Raw genomic sequence first — 17,745 nt, 5'->3', positions numbered from 1 at the left:
CACCACGATCTGTCGCCGACTCAGGACGCCTCACGCCGGACGATCGCCACCGCCACCCGGCAGAACTCGTCCATGTCCGGGTTGAACCCGGCCGCGATGTCGGGATGCAACCCGGAGCGGGTCTCCTCCAACAGGCGCTGGCAGACCTGCTCGACCGGCTCGCCGGCGTAATCCGCGCGGACCCGGTCGGTGGCGGCCTGAAGCGCCGAGGTCAGCTGTTCCTCCAGCGGGCCGCGCAGCTTCTGCTGCACCGGGTCGAGCCCGCGCGGGTCGAGCGTGACATGTGGCTCCGACATCGGTGCTCCCTTCGTCGGCGTCCGCGGTACCCCACCGCGGACGTCGGTCAAACCCCGTTCGGTACGGCGGCGACCCGCACCTGGTATGAAAAGTCCTCCGCCGGCTCCTCGTGGTACGACAGCCGGCGGATCTGCCGGTCGTCGTCGTAGAGGGCGACGTCCACCAGGACGCCGAGGTGGCTGAGGCCGATGGACGACACCCGCTTCTTGTCCTGCAACACCGCGCAGACGCCGCCGAGCAGGGTGCTGGCGTCGGCCGTACGGTGCCCGGGTGGGCAGCGCAGGACCAGGTCGACCTCGACCGGCCCGGGCAGCGGCGTCCAGCCGGTGCGCTGGGCCGCGGTGAGAGCGGCCTGGAGCAGGGTGCGGACCCTCGTCGCCTGGCGATGCCCGGCGGCGAAGATGGACAACGCTTCGGTCTTGACCGGGGGCAGGCCGCTCACCTCGAATGTGAGGGCGAGAGCGCGGGTGTCCTGCACGACGGCACCTCCTCGTTGGGACGATCCTGCCGAACCGGGGGAGCGGCGGTGCGACGTTCCCGCGATTACCAACCGATCGGGCAGGTTGGGGTCGGCCGAGGCGTGTCGACGGCGGCGGCGAACGCGCCCGCTGCGGCGCTAGGAAAACGCTAGTCGACGATGCCCGCGCTGGGTAGTCGGTCGTTCACCCGGTAGTGCGCGGTGCGAAGGCGCAGAACTCGTTGCCCTCGGGATCAGCCAGCACCCACCAGCGGCTGCGGTCGGTCGGCTCGGCCAGCACCGTCGCACCGGCGCTGACCAGCGCGCCCGGCTCGTGATCGACCAACTCGACGTCCCAGTGCATGCGGTTCTTGACCGTCTTGGGCTCGGGCACCCCGGCGAACACCCAGTAGTCCCAGGGGAACCCGGCCGCGCCGACCACACCCGCGTGGGTCCCCTCGTCCTCGACGGTGCCGCCAACCACTCCGGCCCACCAGGTCGCCTGCGCAACCGGGTCGGTCGAGTCGACGACCAACTCGAACGGGCCCGGCCGGGTGCCCTCCCGGGCCGGGAACGCACAGAACTCGTTGCCCTCCGGGTCGCTCAACACCCACCAGGTCGCCTCGCCGCCCGGCTCGCGCACCAGCCGGGCACCGTCCGCGAGCAGCGCCGCCGGGTCCGCGTCGGCCAACCGCAGATCCAGGTGTACGCGGGTCTTGCCGACCCGGGGCTCGGGCACCTTGTTCACCCAGATCGACTCGGCGTCGGAGCGGGCCGAGCGGGGGTCCAACCGGGTGTCGCCGTCACCGGCGTCGGCCACGTCGCCGTCGAGCATGCGGGCCCAGAAACCGCCCAGCGTGAGCGCGTCGGCGGCGTCCAGACAGAGGTCCTTGAAGCGCGCGATCATGACCCCAGCATGCCTGGTCCAGGCACGCCGTGGGAGCTGCCGCCCGACGCCTCGTCGATCATGGAGTTGTGGTGGGTGACAAACTCCTCGTACAACCCCAAACCAGGCACCACAACTCCATGATCGACCGGGTTGGGGCCGCGGTCCTTGGTGTCGCGCACCAGCACCACGGTCGGCAGGTTGTCGGCGACCTCGACGCGGGACCCGCCGTTGCCACCGGACCGGGTCGACTTGCGCCACTGTGGGCCGGTCCAACCTGTCCAGCATCCGCTGGAATCGGTCGCCGGTCTCGTGGTGGGTGTCGACCGCCCGCATGTACTCCTCCTGGGCCAGGGCCCGCACCTGACCTAGCTCGACGCACCGCTTGATCGACTCCGCTTCCTGAAAGGCGGGGCTTCCGGGCGCGGTGACAGCCCGTCTTCCGGAAAGCCGAGTCGATCTTGCAAATGGCGTCCGCGCCGCCCGCAGACAGCTCGTCGCTGCCCGCAGGCTCGGTGTGACGGCCAGGTTTCGCGGCTTCGCGAGTGGGGCAGTGTAGCCGCACGGAGCATCTGAGCCGTCGTGTTTCCGCAGTTCACGGGGCTCGGAATTGTCTCGCCGTGCGCCGGGGCACGGATGCCCTCCCCGGTTTCGCCGAAGAGAGGGGGAGGGCGATGACGGACCCCGAAGCGGCTCGACACCGACGCCGGCCGGTTGTTCGGCTCGGGGCGGCGGCCGCCGCGCTGGCGCTCGTCGCACCGCTGGCCGCGTGCGGCAGTGACGACGGTGGTGGCGGTACGCCGACCATCAACCTGTACTACCCGCCGGAGCAGAACCTGCAGAAGGTCGTCGACGACTGCAACGCGCAGGCCCAGGGGCGGTACGAGATCGCCTACCGGGTGCTGCCCCGGCAGGCCGACGACCAGCGGGTGCAGATGGTGCGCCGGCTGGCCGCCGAGGACACCGGCATGGACGTGCTCGGCCTGGACGTGACCTGGACCCAGGAGTTCGCCAGCGCCAAGTGGATCCGGGAGTGGACCGGCCAGGACAAGGCCGAGGCCGAGCAGGGCACCCTCGCCGGGCCGCTGGAGACCGCCCGCTACGAGGACAAGCTGTACGCGGCCCCGAAGAACACCAACGTCCAGCTGCTCTGGTACCGCAAGGACCTGGTGCCGCAGCCGCCGACCACCTGGGACCAGATGATCAGCGCCGCCCAGCAGCTCAAGGAGCAGGGCAAGCCGTACCAGGTGCTCACCATGGGCGCCCAGTACGAGGGCCTGGTCGTCCTCTACAACACCCTGGCCGAGAGCGCCGGCGGGAAGATCCTCGACGACGACGGCACCAAGGCCGTGATGGACGAGGGCGCGGTCCGGGCGTTGGACCAGCTGAAGCGTTTCGCCACGTCGGGCGTGACCTCGCCGTCGTTCAGCAACGCCACCGAGGACCCGGTCCGGCTGGAGTTCCAGTCCGGCGCGGGCGCGTTCCAGGTGAACTGGCCGTTCGTCTACCCGGCGCTGCAGGAGGCCGACCCGGAGCTGGCCGAGCAGGTCGGCTGGGCGCGCATCCCCAGCGTCGACGAGGGCACCCCCAGCAAGGTCACCATCGGTGGGGTCAACCTGGCGGTCAGCTCCTATTCCAAGCACCCGGAGCTGTCCTTCGAGGCGGCCCGGTGCATCCGCAGCGCCGAACACCAGAAGTTCTCCGCCATCAACGACGGCGTACCGCCCACCATCGAGGCGGTCTTCGACGACCCGGAGATGACCGAGGCGTACCCGATGAAGGACACCATCCTGGAGGAGCTGAAGGACCCGGCGACGCGGCCCCTGACCCCCGCGTACCAGAGCATCTCCACGGTGATGTCGGCGATCCTGTCGCCGCCGTCCGGGATCCGTCCGCAGCAGACCGCCGACGAGTTGCGCGGCGCCATCGCCGACGCCCTCGAGTCGAAGGGGGTGCTCCCGTGAGCGCGGACACCGTCGAGAAGACCACGACACCCACCGTGCCCACCCAACGCGGGGGCCGCCGCAAGCCGCCGCTGAGCGAGAACAAGAAGGCCGAACGGCGGCTCGGCTGGCTGCTCTGCGCGCCGGCCGCGCTGGTCATGATCCTGGTGACCGCGTACCCGATCCTCTACTCGGTCTGGCTGTCGTTGCAGCGCTTCGACCTGCGCTTCCCCGACCAGCGGGAGTTCGTCGGGTTGGAGAACTACGTCACCGTGCTCACCAACGAGTTCTGGTGGACCGCGTTCGGGGTGACCACGCTGATCACCGTGGTCACCGTGGCCGTCGAACTGGTGCTCGGTATGGGCCTGGCGATCATCATGCACCGCACCCTGGTCGGGCGCGGCCTGGTCCGGACCTCGGCGCTCATCCCGTACGGGATCGTCACCGTGGTCGCCGCGTTCTCCTGGCGGTACGCCTGGACGCCCGGCACCGGCTACCTGGCCGACCTGTTCAGCGACGGCGCTCCGCTGACCGAGCGGGCCAGCTCGCTGGCGATCATCATGCTCGCGGAGATCTGGAAGACCACCCCGTTCATGGCGCTGCTGCTGATGGCCGGGCTGGCGCTGGTGCCGGAGGACCTGCTGAAGGCTGCCTCCACCGACGGCGCGACCGCCTGGCAGAAGTTCACCAAGGTGATGCTGCCGGTGATGAAGCCGGCGATCCTGGTGGCGCTGCTCTTCCGCACCCTGGACGCGTTCCGGGTCTTCGACAACATCTACGTGCTCACCGCCGGAGGCAACGAGACGTCGTCGGTGTCGATGCTCGCCTACAACAACCTGCTGCGGGGTCTCAACCTCGGCATCGGCTCGACGATGTCGGTACTGATCTTCATCACCGTGGCGATCATCGCGTTCGTCTTCGTGAAGCTGTTCGGCACCGCTGCCCCCGGCAGCGACGACGGGGAGAGGCGCTGACATGGCCGTCGAAACCACTGGTAAGGCAAAGCTGCGCTGGGGTCTGCTCGACGTCCTCGTTGTCGTCTTCGCGCTCGTCCCGGTGCTGTGGATCGCGTCGCTGTCGTTCAAGACGCCGGCCACCCTCACCGACGGGAACTTCATCCCCCGGGAGTGGACGCTCGACAACTACCGGACGATCTTCGACACCGACCAGTTCGTCCGGGCGCTCGTCAACTCCATCGGCATCGCGCTGATCGCCACTTTGATCGCGGTGGTGCTCGGGGCGATGGCCGCGTACGCGATCAGTCGGCTGGACTTTCCCGGCAAGCGGTTGCTGGTCGGCATCTCGTTGCTGATCGCGATGTTCCCGCAGGTGTCACTGGTGTCGCCGCTGTTCGAGATCGAACGACAGTTGGGGATCTTCGACACCTGGCCCGGGCTGATCCTGCCGTACATCACCTTCGCGCTGCCGCTGGCGATCTACACCCTGTCGGCGTTCTTCAAGCAGATCCCGTGGGACCTGGAGAAGGCCGCGAAGATGGACGGCGCGACCCAGGCCCAGGCGTTCCGGCGGGTGATCGCGCCACTGGCCGCGCCCGGGTTGTTCACCACCGCGATCCTGGTCTTCATCTTCTGCTGGAACGACTTCCTGTTCGCCATCTCGCTGACCTCCACCGAGCGCTCCCGCACGGTGCCGGCCGCGCTGTCGTTCTTCACCGGCGCGTCGCAGTTCGAGGACCCCACCGGGGCGATCTGCGCCGCCGCCGTGGTGATCACCGTACCGATCATCCTCTTCGTCCTCTTCTTCCAGCGTCGCATCGTGTCCGGTCTGACCTCCGGCGCGGTCAAGGGATAGGTGAGTAGTCATGGCTGACATCGTGCTGGACAAGGTGAGCAAGAACTTCCCGGACGGGACGGTCGCCGTGCGGGACGTCGACCTGGAGATCGCCGACGGTGAGTTCGTGATCCTGGTCGGCCCCTCCGGCTGCGGGAAGTCCACCACCCTCAACATGATCGCCGGATTGGAGGACATCAGCTCCGGCGAGCTGCGCATCGGCGGGCAGCGGGTCAACGACAAGGCCCCCCGGGACCGGGACATCGCCATGGTGTTCCAGTCCTACGCGCTCTACCCGAACATGACGGTGCGGGAGAACATGGCGTTCCCGCTGCGGCTGGCGAAGCTGGACAAGGAGACCATCAACGCCAAGGTCGACGAGGCGGCCAAGGTGCTGGAGCTGACCTCACTGCTGGACCGCAAGCCGGCCAACCTGTCCGGTGGTCAACGCCAACGGGTGGCGATGGGCCGGGCGATCGTCCGCCAGCCGAAGGCGTTCCTGATGGACGAGCCGCTGTCCAACCTCGACGCCAAGCTGCGGGTGCAGATGCGTACCGTGGTGTCCCGGTTGCAGAAGCAGCTCGGCACCACCACCGTCTACGTCACCCACGACCAGACCGAGGCGATGACCCTCGGCGACCGCGTGGTGATCATGCGGGGTGGAGCGGTGCAGCAGGTCGGGCCACCGCAGGAGCTGTACGACCACCCGCGCAACCTCTTCGTGGCCGGGTTCATCGGCTCGCCGTCGATGAACTTCCTGCACGCCGCCGTGGAGGACGGCGGTCTGCGTACCGCGCTGGGTGACGTGCCGCTCGGCGACCGGGTCCGCCGGGAGTTGGAGTCGGCCGACGCGCCCCGCGAGCTGATCCTCGGGATCCGCCCCGAGCACTTCGAGGACGCCGAACTGGTCGACGACGACACCCGCCGCCGGGGCATGGAGTTCGAGGCGCCGGTCGACATCGTCGAGTCGATGGGCTCGGACAAGTACGTCTACTTCACCGTCGAGGGAGAGAAGGCCAGCGCCGCCGAGTTGGAGGAGTTGGCCGCCGACGCCGGTGCCGCCGACTTCGCCGGCGCCGGGGGCAACCTGGTGACCCGGCTGTCCGCGGAGTCCGCTGTCGCCGAGGGGCAGTCGCGGCGGGTCTGGTTCAACCTGGAGAAGATTCACCTGTTCGACCCGACCACCGGGCGGAACCTGACCCTGCACGAGGGGCGGGCGGCCGGCGCGCTCGGCGACTGAACGCCAGCAGGGTGACGGGCCGGCGGGTTCGCCCGCCGGCCCTCGTCGTGTCCTGCGCCGCCGGCCGGGTCGTGGGAAGGTGGTCGGAGGTCGCGTCGTGAGGCGGGGGGCGGGATGAACCGACGACTGGCCGCGCTGGCCGATGCGCACGGCGTGTCCACCTGGTACGAGGACTGGCGGCACCGTCGCGTCGCTGTCGCACCGGAGACCGTGGTGGGTGTGCTCGGCCTGCTCGGTGTGGACGCCACCAGCCCGGCGGCCATCGCGGACGCGCTGGCCGCAGCCCGTGCCGTCGACCGGGGCGCGTTGCCGCCGACCGTGGTGCTGACCCACGGCACGACCCGGGCGCTGCCCGGCCCGGGCGTGGTGACCCTTGAGGACGGCGGTCGACGCGCCGTCGACGGCGAGCTGCCGGGGGACCTGCCGCTGGGCTGGCACCGGTTGGCCTGCGCCGACCAGGAGGCGACGCTGGTGGTGGTGCCCCGCCGACTCCCGGTGCCCCCACGCACCTGGGGCTGGATGCTCCAGCTCTACGCGCTGACCTCGGAACGCTCCTGGGGCATGGGTGACCTCGGCGACCTCGCCGACGTCACCCGCTGGGCCGGCGACACCGGCGCCGGGCTGGTGCTGCTCAACCCGCTGCACGCCGTCGGGCCCGCGCACCCGGTCGCCGCCTCGCCCTACTCGCCCGCCAGTCGACGCTTCGTCAACCCGCTCTACCTGCGGGTCGGTGACACCGCCGCGTACCGGGCGGCCGACCCGGCGACCCGGGCCGTGGTGGACGCCCTGCGCCCCGACCGTGGCGAGTTGATCGACTACGACCGGGTGTGGGCCGCCAAGCGGCACGCCCTGGAGCTGCTGCACCCGTACGCCCAGTCGGTCGACCTGGCCGCGGACCCGGCGCTGACCAGCTTCGCCACCTGGTGCGCGCTCGCCGAGCGGCACGGCAACGACTGGCGTGCCTGGCCGGAGGCGCTGCACCACCCGGACTCCCCGGCGGTCGCCGAGCAGCGTCGGCAGCTCGCCGACCGGGTCGCCTTCCACGCCTGGTTGCAGCACCTGTGCGACGAGCAGCTCGACGCCGTCACGGCGGCGGCCCGGGCGGCCGGGATGCCGGTCGGGGTGGTGCACGACCTGGCCGTCGGCATCGACCCCGGCGGCGCGGACGGTTGGCAGCTCGCCGACGTGCTGGCCCAGGGAGTGCGGGTCGGGGCCCCGCCGGACGACTTCAACCAGCTCGGCCAGGACTGGGGGCTCGCCGCGTGGCGCCCGGACCGGCTCGCCGCCACCGGGTACGCCGCCTACCGGGACATGCTGCGCCGGACCCTGCGGCACGCCGGTGGCCTGCGGGTCGACCACGTCGCGGGCCTGTGGCGGCTGTGGTGGGTGCCGCCGGGCGCCGGGGCGGCGGAGGGCACCTACGTGCGTTACGACGCCGAGGCGATGCTCGGCATCCTCGCGCTGGAGGCGCACCGGGCCGGTGCGGTGGTGGTCGGTGAGGACCTCGGTACCGTCCAACCGGCGGTGACCCGGGGGCTGCGCGGGCGCAACATGCTCGGCTCGACGGTGCTGTGGTTCGCCCGCGACGACGACGGCGCGTTCGTCCCGCCCGCCCGTTGGCCGCGCAACGCGCTGGCCACGATCTCGACGCACGACCTGCCGACCGCGCCGGGCTTCCTGACCGGTGAGCACGTACGGGTGCGCGACGAGTTGAAGCTGCTCGGCACCGACGTGGCGGTGGAGCGGGCCCGGGCCGCCACGGACCGGAAGCGTTTGCTGGACATGCTGCGGGCGGAGGATCTGCTGCCCGACCCGGAGGCGACATCCGACGACGACGTGGTGGTGGCCATGCACGCGGCGCTCGCGGCGAGCCCCACCCGGCTGCTCGGCGTCTCCCTCTACGACGTGCTGGGCGAGGTGCGTCAGCCCAACATGCCGGGCACCGTGGACGAGTACCCGAACTGGCGGCTGCCACTACCGGCGACCGTCGCGGAGATCCGTTCGGACCCCCGGGTGGCCCGGATCGTCGACCTGCTCACCACCGCCCGCCCGCAACGGGCCGGCCAGGATTGACGTCGCTCAGGTCACGCCAGCCAGTCGACGCGCGCCGGCAGCCCGAGGAAGTCCGCGTACCGCCCCAGCGCCTGCTCCACCCGGGCCCGTGCCGCCGCGTCGAGTGACGTGAGCGGTCGGACCGCCACGGTGACGGCTGAGCGGCCGACCTTGCGCTTCCACACACCGACGACCCGCCCGGCGCGGGCCACTGTGGCTTGGAAGATGCCATTGTTGCCCGGCACGACGGCCTGCTGGTCGGCCGGGTCGAGCATCAGTGAGCGATCCCGGTAGCCGAGCAGGTACTCGTCGAAGCCGGGCAGCGCGAGCACGTCGTCCGGCGCGAGGTCCGGCACGTCGGCCAGCGCCGCGTCGACGTGCATCGGCTCGCCGTCGACCCGTACGGTGCTCAGTGCGCTCTCGGCGGCGGCCAGGCCGCGCCGCGCGTCGGTCAGCGTGAGGCCGCTCCACCCGGCGAACTCGCGGGCGGTGACCGGCCCGTGCCCCCGCACGTAGCGGTGGGCGAGCACTGCCAGCGCCTCGTCCCGGTCCAGTCGGCGTGACTCGGGCGCCCACTCGTCGAGCAGGGCGAAGGTCTGGTCGGTGCCGACGTTGGGTGCCACGCAGGTCACCCCGCGCACGCTCGCGGTCCACAGCAGGTGGTAACCGCGTTGTCCGTCGGTGCCGATGCCCGCCTCGCGCAGGGTGGCGAGGCACTGGGCGCGGGTGAGTCGCCCGCCGCCGGCCAGCGCCGCGCCGAGCACGTCCATCGCGCGGCCCTCGTCGGCCTCGGTGAGACCGAGCTGCGCGCGCCGGGTCGCCGAGCCGGAGAGCGAGCGTACGCCGGTCAGCTCCAGCATCCAGCGGGCGTCGGCGGGCGGGACGAGGTGCACGGTGCCCCGCATCGGCCAGGTGCGCAGGGCCTCGCGCCGCTCCAACGCCGCCTGCACGTCGGCGACGCTCTGCCCGGGCAGGCGTGCGCCCAACGACCACAGGCCGCTCGCCAGATCCTGCGCCTGCATCGCACCGAACCACCGCACCACGTCGGCGACGCCGCCGGGTCGGCTGCTCGGGTGCGGGCGCAGCAGCAGGCTCGTCATCCGTAGGCCGAGCGCCTCGGACGCCGTGAGATCCCTGCTCATCAGGCTCCTTCCCCGGGTCGACGGCCAGCGTATGACAACCGGCCGACGTCGCTGCCCCCACGGCGAGACGTAGATGTGGGACGATCTCTGCCGTCACCATCCTGGTGCCGCAGCGGTGCCGCCACGTCGATCCACACCGGACCGTGCGGGCGACTGGTCTCAGGTGACTTCACACGGGGTGAACGATCAATGCAGACTCCCTCCTGGAAAACAACTGTCGCCGGTGCTGCCGCTGTCGTGCTGGCCAGCGCAGCGGCGGTGGTCGTCAGTCAACTTCCGTCCGCGGCCGAGGACACGCCGCCCTCGATCGTCGAGGACTACTCCTACCCGGGCGCCGCGCAGGTGCTGGCTCAGCGGGGCATCAAGCTGATCAAGGGTGACGGGCACATCACGTTGGTCAGCTGTGGGTCGACGCCCAACAACCCACCGGCGGACCTGATCCTGGTGCAGAGCAACGACCTCACCCTGCCGGCAGGCATCAACTTCTGCTTCAAGGCCACCGGCACCACGGGCCTGCTCACCATGGAGATCCCTCAGGTCTACTTCGTTCGCGGCGACAGCACCCGCACGATCGCGGCGAAGGTCGAGGTGAAGGACGAACCCACCGTGGTGGAGGTCGAGGAGGTCATTCCCGCGGAGTGGCAGCCGGTCGGCGTCGGGCAGGGCCGGGGCGATGCCACGATCCTCGAACTGCGGTACCCCTTCACGTCCTGAGGTCTGACACACGGGCTAGAGGGCGGGCTTGAGCCCGTCCTCTGTCTCCGTCTATCCGCCGAACCCGCCGAATCCGCCGTCGAGGCCGTGTCGGTCAAGATCCGGCTCAGACGGCATCTCCCCGCCGGGGCACCCCGCCGGCAGCGCACCCCGTTGAGCTGGCATAACGACCCACACGGTGGGAAGGCGCTCACCCGGAAGTGCGCGCGCCGCGCGTACGGAGGGGAGCCTCATGACTGCCGCAAGCCAATCGGCCGGGTCCCGGCCCCATCGAGCGTCCACCGGTGCCAAGACCAGCGCGGCCGCCACCTTCGCCCTGGTCTTCGGTGTGGCCGGTCTGTTCAGCGTGTTGACGGCGATCCTCGCCTGGCTGGGGCTGGTGCTCGGCATCATCGGGATCATCCTCGGCATCGTCGGCCTCAAGATGGCGCGCCGACCCGGGGTCACCGGACGTGGTGTGTCGATCGGCGGCCTGGTGCTCAGCATCCTGGCGGTGCTGATCGGGCTGGGGCTGGCTGCGGGGATCACCACGTTCGTCAACAACGAGAACGCGGTGGACCGCCTGCAGACCCAGGTCGACAAGCTGCGCGACAAGCTCGACTGACACCGGCCCGGTGAGCGGGGCCAGGGAGTGCCGCTGGCCCCGCTGGACCTACCTCGACTCGACCCGGCCGACGGCGTCGCCGCCTCGACCCGGCGCGGCGAGGAGCCTTCCGGGTGCTGACGCGGCACCGGCACGGTTGGTGCCGGGGCAGGGCACCGCCTGCTTCGGCTACAGTCGAATCGGATCGCTGTTCCACTATCATGCGGAGCGTTGATCCGTTTTCTGATCGTGTGGGTGGAGGAGAGCCGGTGTCGGCGACGAGCCAGTCCCCGCAGGTGCCGACCCGTGGCAGACGGGCCGACGCGCTGCGTAACCAACAGGCACTCCTTGCCGCCGCCGCTGCGGTGTTCGTCACCTCCGGTGTCGAAGCGCCGATCCGGGAGATCGCGGCCCGGGCCGGGGTCGGCATCGGGACGATCTACCGGCACTTCCCGACCCGGGCGGACCTCGTCGTCGCCGTCTACCGCCACCAGGTCGAGGCCTGCGCCGCGGCCGGCTCCACCCTGCTGGCGAACGCCGCCTCGCCCCTGGCCGCACTCCACCAGTGGGTCGACCTCTTCATCGACTTCCTGGTGACGAAGCACGGCCTGGCCAACGCGCTGCGATCGGACACCGGCGGTTTCGACGCGCTGCACACCTACTTCGTCGACCAGCTCGTGCCGGTCTGCGCGCAACTGCTCGACGCCTCGGTCGCCTCGGGTGAGATCACCCCCGGCACCGGCCCCTACGAGCTGATGCGTGGCATCGGCAACCTCTGCATCGGCCGCGACAACGACCCGGAGTACGACCCCCGGCGGCTCGTCGACCTGCTCCTGCGCGGACTCCAGCAACCACGGTGACCCACCCTCGGAGATCACAGTAGGGTTGGCGACGTGCTCCGCCAGGTCACCGCGATCCGCTACGTCACCCCGCTACGCGAGGGTGGCTCGTTGCCGGGCGTGGTGGAGGCCGACGACCTCGGCACGTACGTGGCGAAGTTCCGGGGTGCCGGGCAGGGGCCCAAGGCGCTGGTCGCCGAGGTGATCTGCGGTGAGTTGGCCCGCCGCCTGGAGCTGCGGGTGCCGCCGCTGGTGGTGCTCGACATCGACCCGGTCATCGGCCGCGCCGAGCCCGACCAGGAGGTGCAGGAGCTGCTGCGGAACAGCGGCGGCGCGAACCTGGGCATGGACTTCCTGCCCGGGGCGCTCGGCTTCGACCCGGTGGCGCATCCCGTCGACGCGGCGCTGGCGTCGCGGGTGCTCTGGTTCGACGCGTACGTGGAGAACGTCGACCGGAGCTGGCGCAACCCCAACCTGCTGGTGTGGCACCGGGAGCTGTGGCTCATCGACCACGGTGCCTCGCTCTACTTCCACCACAACTGGCCGCGCGCCGGGGCCGCCGTGCACCGCGCCTACCGGGGAGCCGAGGACCACGTGCTCGCCCCGTACGCCGACGGGCTCGCCGAGGCCGACGCCGAGCTGGCCCCACGGGTCACCACCGACCTGCTGACCGAGGTGCTGGCCCTGGTGCCCGACGAGTGGCTGACGGCCGCCGACTTCGAGACGGCCGACGAGGCGCGGGCCGCCTACCGCGACCACCTGTCCGCCCGGGTCGCCCGCACCGCCGACTGGCTGCCACCGGGGAGCGCGGCATGAGGCACCCCTTCGAGTACGCGCTGATCCGGCTGGTGCCCCGCATCGAGCGCGGCGAACAGATCAACGTCGGGGTGCTGCTCTACTGCCAGCAGCGCGACTTCCTGGGGGCGCGCACCCACCTGGACGCCGACCGGGTCCGCGCCCTGGCCTCCGACGTCGACCTGCCCGCGGTGGCCGCCGCGCTCGGCTCCTGGGACCGGACCTGCTCCGGCGACGGGCCGGCGACCCGGATGCGACTCGGTGAGCGGTTCCACTGGCTGGTGGCACCCCGCAGCACGATGATCCAGGCCGGGCCGGTGCACACCGGGCTCACCGCCGACCCGGCGGCCGAGCTGGAGCGGCTGATGGCGGCCCTGGTCCACTGAGTGCCGGGTCCACCGACTGCGGGGTCCACCGCGCCCCGGTACATCCGACGACCCCTGATCGCGCTACGCCAGCGCCGTTGCCGGCGGAGCGCGATCCCCCGTTCAGGTGCCCGGTGCGGGGCGGCGGCTCGTTCCCGCCGGCACCGGTGACATCAGGATCGCCGCCCGCGTGGGACGCAGGGCCGTAACCACCCGGAAGTTGCGGAAAACTTGAGCCCGGCGGATCGATCGGTGAGAACCCTCGCGCGCTGGCGTTAGAGAGCGCGCTCATCGGGTAGTCGCGGGAGCTGACCCGAGACGAGTTAGGGGAAACATCTGATGGCTGCCCAGACCAAGGTAGCGGTGATCTACTACAGCGCGACCGGCATCACGTACCAGATGGCGCAGGCCGTGTGCGAGGCCGCCGGGGACGCCGGCGCCGACGTGCGGCTGCGTAAGGTGCGCGAGCTGGCGCCGGACGAGGCGATCCGCTCCAACTCCGGCTGGCAGGCCCACCACCTGGAGACCCAGGACGTGCCCGAGGCGATGATCGACGACCTGGCCTGGGCCGACGTGGTGATCCTCGGCGCGCCGACCCGCTACGGCCTGATCGCCGCCCAGCTGAAGCAGTTCATCGACACCACCGGCCCGCTCTGGGCCCAGGGCGCGCTGGCCAACAAGGTCTACTCCGCCTTCACCTCGACGGCCACCTCGCACGGCGGGCAGGAGACCACGTTGACCTCGCTGTTCAACGTCTTCTACCACTGGGGCGGTGTGGTGGTGACCCCCGGCTACACCGACACCAGCCAGTTCATCGCCGGCAACCCCTACGGCCCCTCGCACACGAGCAACAACGGCGAGATCGCCCCGGACGCCGTGGCGCTGGGCGCCTGCGCGCTCACCGCCCGGCGGGCGGTGCAGCTCGGGGCCGCGTTGAAGGCGGGCCTGGGCAGCTGACGGCGGAAGCGACCGGTGGCGCGGGCGGGGGCTCTCGGCCCGTCCGCGCCACCGGTCGATCCAGCCCTACCCCGAGGCGGAACGACTATGCGCGTCCGCCCGTCGCGGACAGCTCGTCCGCCCGCGGTGCCGGCAGCAGGTCACTCAACAGCTCGGTCAGCACAGCCAGCCCGTCCGGGCTCAGCACCGACTCGGGGTGGAACTGCACCCCGGCGAAGCCGCGCCCCCGCAGCGCGTGCACGGCCCCGTCGCCCGGGTCCCGGGCCAGCTCCACCGGCCCGTACGCGGTCTCCAGCCGGTCGGCTTCCGCGCGGGCCGTGAACGTCGAGTAGAACCCGACCCGCCGGGTCCTGCCGAACAGCGGCACCTCCCGCTGCAACCCCTGATAGGGCGCGTCCCTGCGGTGCAGCGGCAGCCCCAGCAGCCCGGACAGCACCTGGTGGCCGAGGCAGACCGCGAGGGTCGGCCGACCGGCCGCCAGCAGGCCGCCCAGCAGCTCCCGTACCGCCGTCATCTTCGGCTCGTCCGGGCTACCCGGGTCACCCGGCCCGGGGCCGGCCACCACCAGGTCGTACCCGTCGACCGAGCCGCTCGTGTGCCACGGTCGGGTGGTCACCGCGAGACCCAACGCGCCCAACTGGTGGGCCAGCATCCCGGTGAACGTGTCCTCGGCGTCCACGATCAACGCGCGACGGCCGACCAGACCGGGCAGCTTGGGAGCGTCCGGTGCCCGCTGGTCCAGCCAGAACCGGGCGAGCGGGGCGTTGCGCCGGGCCAGCGCGTCGCGTACCGCCGGGTCGTCGGCCAGTCGCGCGACCGGCTCGTCCCCCCGGTCGGGCGCCGCCGGCCCGAGGCCGAGCGCGGCCAGCACACCGGCGGCCTTGGCGTGCGTCTCGGCCACCTCACCGGCTGCCGTCGAGTGTCGGACCAGGGTGGCGCCCACCGGCACCCGCAGCCGCCCGGCAGGGGAGATCTCGGCGGTACGGATCAGGATCGGCGCGTCGAGGGTCTGGCGGCCGGCCTCGTCGTGGCCGACCAGCGCCAGCACCCCGGAGTAGTAGCCCCGGCCTCGGCGTTCGTGTCGGGCGATCACCCGGCAGGCGTTCTCCATCGGGCTGCCCGTGACGGTCGGCGCGAACATCGTCTCGCGCAGCACGTCCCGGACGTCGCGGGTGCTCTGCCCGGCGAGCAGGTACTCGGTGTGCGCCAGGTGCGACATCTCCTTCAGGTACGGGCCGATCACCTGGCCGCCGTGCTCGGCGACCGTGGCCATCATCTTCAGCTCCTCGTCGAGCACCATGTACAGCTCCTCGACCTCCTTGGGGTCGGCGAGGAAACGCAGCAGCGCCTCCCGGTCCGGCGTGTCGCCGGCACGCCGGAAGGTGCCGCTGATCGGGTTCATCATCACCAGCCCGTCGTCGACGCTGACGTGCCGCTCCGGACTCGCGCCCACCAACGTCCGGGTACCGGTGTGCACCACGAACGTCCAGTACGCGCCGCGCTCGGCGACCAGCAGCCGACGCAGCGCGGCGAGCGCCGCCACCAGCGGTGGACCCTGCACGGTGGCGTGCATGGTGCGGTGGATGACGAAGTTCGCGCCCTCACCCCGGCCGATCTCCTCGGCGAGCACCTGGTGCACGGTGCGCGAGTAGTCCTCGTCGGTGATGTCGAACGCGGCGTCGGCGGTGCGGACCTGCTCGTCGGGCAGCGCGGCCAGGGCGTCGGCCAGCGCGATCCGTCGATGGTCGCGGATCCGGAGGCACTCCAGCGGGGCGCCGTCGTCGACGCAGGCGAAGCCGCGTTCGGAGATCTGCCGGTACGGCACCAGTGCCAACGTCTGCGCCCCGGACGTACCCGGCGTCAGCGGGATGTCCGCGAGCCGTTCGACGGTGTCGACGGTGCCGGTGAACAGTTCCAGCTCGTCCGCGCCCTCACGGCGTAGCAGGGCGAAGGGGCCGGGGTCGGCACCGCTGACGATGGCGGTGAGCAGGTCGGTCAGGTGGGTCATCGGAGTCTCCGTCAGGCTCGGCGCCGCCGTTGTGGCGGTCATCCGGCCGGGAGATCCGGCAGCCGCCTGGAGGGCGGCCGCGTGGTTGGAGCTACGCGCGGGAGGTGGCCGCCGGGTCGGCGGGCCACCAACTGGTCGGTTGCGCGAGCATGTGATCCACCTTACGCGCCCGTCGCCCGGTTCGCACCGGGTAACTTGACCGGCGATGAACATTCTCGCGCTCGATCTCGGCACCTCCTCGGTTCGCGGGCTGGTGCTGGACGGGAACACGCGTCCGCTGTCCGGTGCCCTCGCCCGGCGCAAGGTCGAACTCGCGATCGGCGACGACGGGACCGGCACGCTGTCCGCCCCCGACTATCTCGCCTCGCTCGTCGAATGCCTGGACGAGTTGGCCGAGGCGGGGCACCTGCGCGACGTCGACCTGGTGGCGGTCTCCGCGCAGTGGCACTCGGTGCTCCCGCTGGCCCGCGACGGCGCGCCGATGGGCCCGGTGATCACCTGGCTGGACACCCGGCCCGCGCCGGTCGGCGGTACGGCGGGGCCGGCCGACCCGGACGCCTTCCACCAGCGCACCGGCTGCTGGTGGCACCGCTCGTACTGGTCGATGCGGCTGCCCTGGTTACGCGAGCAGGCCGGTACGCCGATCGCCCGGTTCGTGGGCCTGCCGGAGTATGTGCTGGGCGAGCTGCTCGACTCGGCTCCCATGTCGATCTCCCAGGCGTCCGGGACCGGCCTGCTGGACCTGCGCACCCTGCGCTGGGACGAGGAGGCGCTCATGCTGGCCGGGGCGCGGGCGCAGGACCTGCCGTCCCTCGGCGCGCTGGACTGGCACGGTCGACTCCGGGCCGACCTGGCCGGCCGGTGGCCGCAGCTGGCCCGGGCGCGCTGGTCACCCCCGGTCGGTGACGGCGGTGCCTCGAACGTCGGGTCGGGCTGTGTCGACCCGAGCCGGGCCGCCGTCACGGTGGGCACCTCCGCGGCCGTACGGCTGATGCAGCGGATCCCGGCCGGCGACCCGATGCCGCGGCTTCCCGAACGGCTCTGGCGTTACCGGGTCGACCACGACCACGTGGTGACCGGGGCGGCGTACGCCTGCGGTGGCAACCTGTTCGCCTGGGCGGACCGGGAGTTGCGGTTGCCCCGGGGTGCGGAGCTGGACGCGGCGCTGGCGCTGGTGCCGATCGGCGGTGGCCGATCGGCCGACCCCCGTTTCGGCGGCGACCGGGCGCCCGGCCTGGCCCCGGCGGGCACCGGTGAGCTGCGCGGCCTGAGCTTCAGCACCACCGCGGTGGACATCCTGGCCGGTCTGATGCAGGGGGTGTGTGAGCTGGTCGCCGAGGATCTGGCGGTGCTGGAGTCCACGATCGACAAACCGGTGGGTGTGGTGCTCGGTGGGGGCGCGGTGGCGGCGTCGACGTGGTGGCGGCAGTCCTTCGCCGCCGCGCTCGCACCACGACCGGTGTCGCACCAACGCAACCCGGAGATCGGGGCCACCGGTGCGGCACTGGTGGCGCTCGGCCGGTTCGGCGACGCGATCGACCTCGCCGACATCGGCCGGACGGACGAGCTGGTACTACCGACCACGGCAGGACGATCCCACCCGCAGTATCCTTCCTGAACCACCGCTCAGCCCAAACCGTTGACAGTCCAACCAAGCCTGGTTGGATGGACTGCGC

17 protein-coding genes and 1 pseudogene are annotated in these 17,745 nt (G+C 71.6%); 12 read left to right on the top strand and 6 right to left on the bottom strand.

Annotated elements, in window-relative coordinates; translation table 11 throughout:
- Positions 1 to 20 precede the first annotated feature (20 nt).
- The 4 genes and pseudogenes from O7616_RS25980 to O7616_RS25965 form a co-directional block, all read right to left on the bottom strand.
- Positions 21 to 296 (bottom strand): hypothetical protein, encoded by a 276-nt coding sequence (locus O7616_RS25980; protein ID WP_269683309.1) that lies wholly within the window; start codon positions 294 to 296, stop codon positions 21 to 23.
- 47 nt (positions 297 to 343) lie between these two features.
- Entirely contained in the window at positions 344 to 775 is a 432-nt protein-coding gene (locus tag O7616_RS25975) for a hypothetical protein (protein ID WP_282257964.1), read from the bottom strand.
- A 184-nt stretch (positions 776 to 959) separates the two neighbouring features.
- Positions 960 to 1,661 (bottom strand): VOC family protein, encoded by a 702-nt coding sequence (locus O7616_RS25970; RefSeq protein WP_282304413.1) that lies wholly within the window; start codon positions 1,659 to 1,661, stop codon positions 960 to 962.
- 140 nt (positions 1,662 to 1,801) lie between these two features.
- Positions 1,802 to 1,912: pseudogene (locus O7616_RS25965) on the bottom strand (DUF397 domain-containing protein); the annotation flags it as partial.
- 402 nt (positions 1,913 to 2,314) lie between these two features.
- On the opposite strand from O7616_RS25965, the gene O7616_RS25960 reads away from it, so the two are divergent.
- From O7616_RS25960 to malQ, 5 genes are all read left to right on the top strand, one after another.
- Positions 2,315 to 3,604: an ABC transporter substrate-binding protein gene (locus O7616_RS25960; protein WP_282304412.1), complete on the top strand. Its 1,290-nt coding sequence runs from the start codon at positions 2,315 to 2,317 to the stop codon at positions 3,602 to 3,604.
- 35 nt (positions 3,605 to 3,639) lie between these two features.
- On the top strand, positions 3,640 to 4,557 hold the full coding sequence (locus O7616_RS25955; protein WP_348773890.1) for a sugar ABC transporter permease: 918 nt from the start codon (positions 3,640 to 3,642) through the stop codon (positions 4,555 to 4,557).
- Between the two features lies 1 nt (position 4,558).
- The gene (locus O7616_RS25950) at positions 4,559 to 5,395 is read left to right on the top strand and encodes a carbohydrate ABC transporter permease (protein WP_282257973.1); all 837 of its coding nucleotides are present in this window, start codon (positions 4,559 to 4,561) and stop codon (positions 5,393 to 5,395) included.
- 10 nt (positions 5,396 to 5,405) lie between these two features.
- The gene (gene ugpC, locus O7616_RS25945; RefSeq protein WP_282304410.1) at positions 5,406 to 6,614 is read left to right on the top strand and encodes a sn-glycerol-3-phosphate ABC transporter ATP-binding protein UgpC; all 1,209 of its coding nucleotides are present in this window, start codon (positions 5,406 to 5,408) and stop codon (positions 6,612 to 6,614) included.
- Positions 6,615 to 6,728: 114 nt separating this feature from the next.
- Complete coding sequence (gene malQ / locus O7616_RS25940; protein ID WP_282304409.1) at positions 6,729 to 8,687, top strand: 4-alpha-glucanotransferase; 1,959 nt, start codon at positions 6,729 to 6,731, stop codon at positions 8,685 to 8,687.
- An 11-nt stretch (positions 8,688 to 8,698) separates the two neighbouring features.
- Here malQ and O7616_RS25935 read toward each other — a convergent pair whose 3' ends face one another.
- Positions 8,699 to 9,808, bottom strand: a complete 1,110-nt coding sequence (locus tag O7616_RS25935; RefSeq protein WP_282304408.1) for a winged helix DNA-binding domain-containing protein — start codon at positions 9,806 to 9,808, stop codon at positions 8,699 to 8,701.
- Between the two features lie 189 nt (positions 9,809 to 9,997).
- Between O7616_RS25935 and O7616_RS25930 the strand changes: the two genes are divergently transcribed.
- From O7616_RS25930 to wrbA, 6 genes are all read left to right on the top strand, one after another.
- Positions 9,998 to 10,522 carry a hypothetical protein gene (locus tag O7616_RS25930; protein ID WP_282304407.1) on the top strand — a complete coding sequence of 175 codons (525 nt, stop codon included), beginning with the start codon at positions 9,998 to 10,000 and terminating at the stop codon, positions 10,520 to 10,522.
- Between the two features lie 232 nt (positions 10,523 to 10,754).
- The gene (locus O7616_RS25925) at positions 10,755 to 11,126 is read left to right on the top strand and encodes a hypothetical protein (protein WP_282304406.1); all 372 of its coding nucleotides are present in this window, start codon (positions 10,755 to 10,757) and stop codon (positions 11,124 to 11,126) included.
- 248 nt (positions 11,127 to 11,374) lie between these two features.
- The gene (locus O7616_RS25920; RefSeq protein ID WP_282304405.1) at positions 11,375 to 11,965 is read left to right on the top strand and encodes a TetR/AcrR family transcriptional regulator; all 591 of its coding nucleotides are present in this window, start codon (positions 11,375 to 11,377) and stop codon (positions 11,963 to 11,965) included.
- Between the two features lie 33 nt (positions 11,966 to 11,998).
- Positions 11,999 to 12,760 (top strand): HipA family kinase, encoded by a 762-nt coding sequence (locus O7616_RS25915; RefSeq protein ID WP_282304404.1) that lies wholly within the window; start codon positions 11,999 to 12,001, stop codon positions 12,758 to 12,760.
- Positions 12,757 to 13,125, top strand: a complete 369-nt coding sequence (locus O7616_RS25910) for a DUF3037 domain-containing protein (protein WP_282257981.1) — start codon at positions 12,757 to 12,759, stop codon at positions 13,123 to 13,125. Before O7616_RS25915 ends, O7616_RS25910 begins: the two co-directional genes overlap by 4 nt.
- Positions 13,126 to 13,443: 318 nt before the next feature.
- A complete protein-coding gene (gene wrbA / locus O7616_RS25905; protein ID WP_282257982.1) occupies positions 13,444 to 14,061 on the top strand; it encodes an NAD(P)H:quinone oxidoreductase in 618 nt (205 codons plus the stop codon).
- A gap of 85 nt (positions 14,062 to 14,146) precedes the next feature.
- Here the strand turns inward: wrbA and O7616_RS25900 are convergent, their stop codons facing one another.
- Positions 14,147 to 16,069, bottom strand: a complete 1,923-nt coding sequence (locus O7616_RS25900) for a chorismate-binding protein (RefSeq protein ID WP_282304403.1) — start codon at positions 16,067 to 16,069, stop codon at positions 14,147 to 14,149.
- Positions 16,070 to 16,274: 205 nt separating this feature from the next.
- On the opposite strand from O7616_RS25900, the gene O7616_RS25895 reads away from it, so the two are divergent.
- Positions 16,275 to 17,687, top strand: coding sequence for an FGGY family carbohydrate kinase (locus O7616_RS25895; protein WP_282304402.1), 1,413 nt, complete (start codon positions 16,275 to 16,277; stop codon positions 17,685 to 17,687).
- Positions 17,688 to 17,745: the final 58 nt, after the last annotated feature.

Origin of the sequence: Micromonospora sp. WMMD964, assembly GCF_029581455.1 — a bacterium.
Lineage (GTDB): Bacteria > Actinomycetota > Actinomycetes > Mycobacteriales > Micromonosporaceae > Micromonospora.
The sequence above is the reverse complement of the archived record's forward strand: the minus strand, read 5'-3'. Positions and strand labels throughout refer to the sequence as shown.

What these genes read in the sequence shown, in the direction of transcription:
- O7616_RS25980 (WP_269683309.1), bottom strand. Translation starts at nt 296, where the DNA reads ATGTCGGAGCCACATGTCACGCTCGACCCGCGCGGGCTCGACCCGGTG.
- O7616_RS25970 (WP_282304413.1), bottom strand. Translation starts at nt 1,661, where the DNA reads ATGATCGCGCGCTTCAAGGACCTCTGTCTGGACGCCGCCGACGCGCTC.
- O7616_RS25960 (WP_282304412.1), top strand. Translation starts at nt 2,315, where the DNA reads ATGACGGACCCCGAAGCGGCTCGACACCGACGCCGGCCGGTTGTTCGG.
- O7616_RS25950 (WP_282257973.1), top strand. Translation starts at nt 4,559, where the DNA reads ATGGCCGTCGAAACCACTGGTAAGGCAAAGCTGCGCTGGGGTCTGCTC.
- ugpC (WP_282304410.1), top strand. Translation starts at nt 5,406, where the DNA reads ATGGCTGACATCGTGCTGGACAAGGTGAGCAAGAACTTCCCGGACGGG.
- malQ (WP_282304409.1), top strand. Translation starts at nt 6,729, where the DNA reads ATGAACCGACGACTGGCCGCGCTGGCCGATGCGCACGGCGTGTCCACC.
- O7616_RS25935 (WP_282304408.1), bottom strand. Translation starts at nt 9,808, where the DNA reads ATGAGCAGGGATCTCACGGCGTCCGAGGCGCTCGGCCTACGGATGACG.
- O7616_RS25930 (WP_282304407.1), top strand. Translation starts at nt 9,998, where the DNA reads ATGCAGACTCCCTCCTGGAAAACAACTGTCGCCGGTGCTGCCGCTGTC.
- O7616_RS25925 (WP_282304406.1), top strand. Translation starts at nt 10,755, where the DNA reads ATGACTGCCGCAAGCCAATCGGCCGGGTCCCGGCCCCATCGAGCGTCC.
- O7616_RS25910 (WP_282257981.1), top strand. Translation starts at nt 12,757, where the DNA reads ATGAGGCACCCCTTCGAGTACGCGCTGATCCGGCTGGTGCCCCGCATC.
- wrbA (WP_282257982.1), top strand. Translation starts at nt 13,444, where the DNA reads ATGGCTGCCCAGACCAAGGTAGCGGTGATCTACTACAGCGCGACCGGC.
- O7616_RS25900 (WP_282304403.1), bottom strand. Translation starts at nt 16,069, where the DNA reads ATGACCCACCTGACCGACCTGCTCACCGCCATCGTCAGCGGTGCCGAC.
- O7616_RS25895 (WP_282304402.1), top strand. Translation starts at nt 16,275, where the DNA reads ATGAACATTCTCGCGCTCGATCTCGGCACCTCCTCGGTTCGCGGGCTG.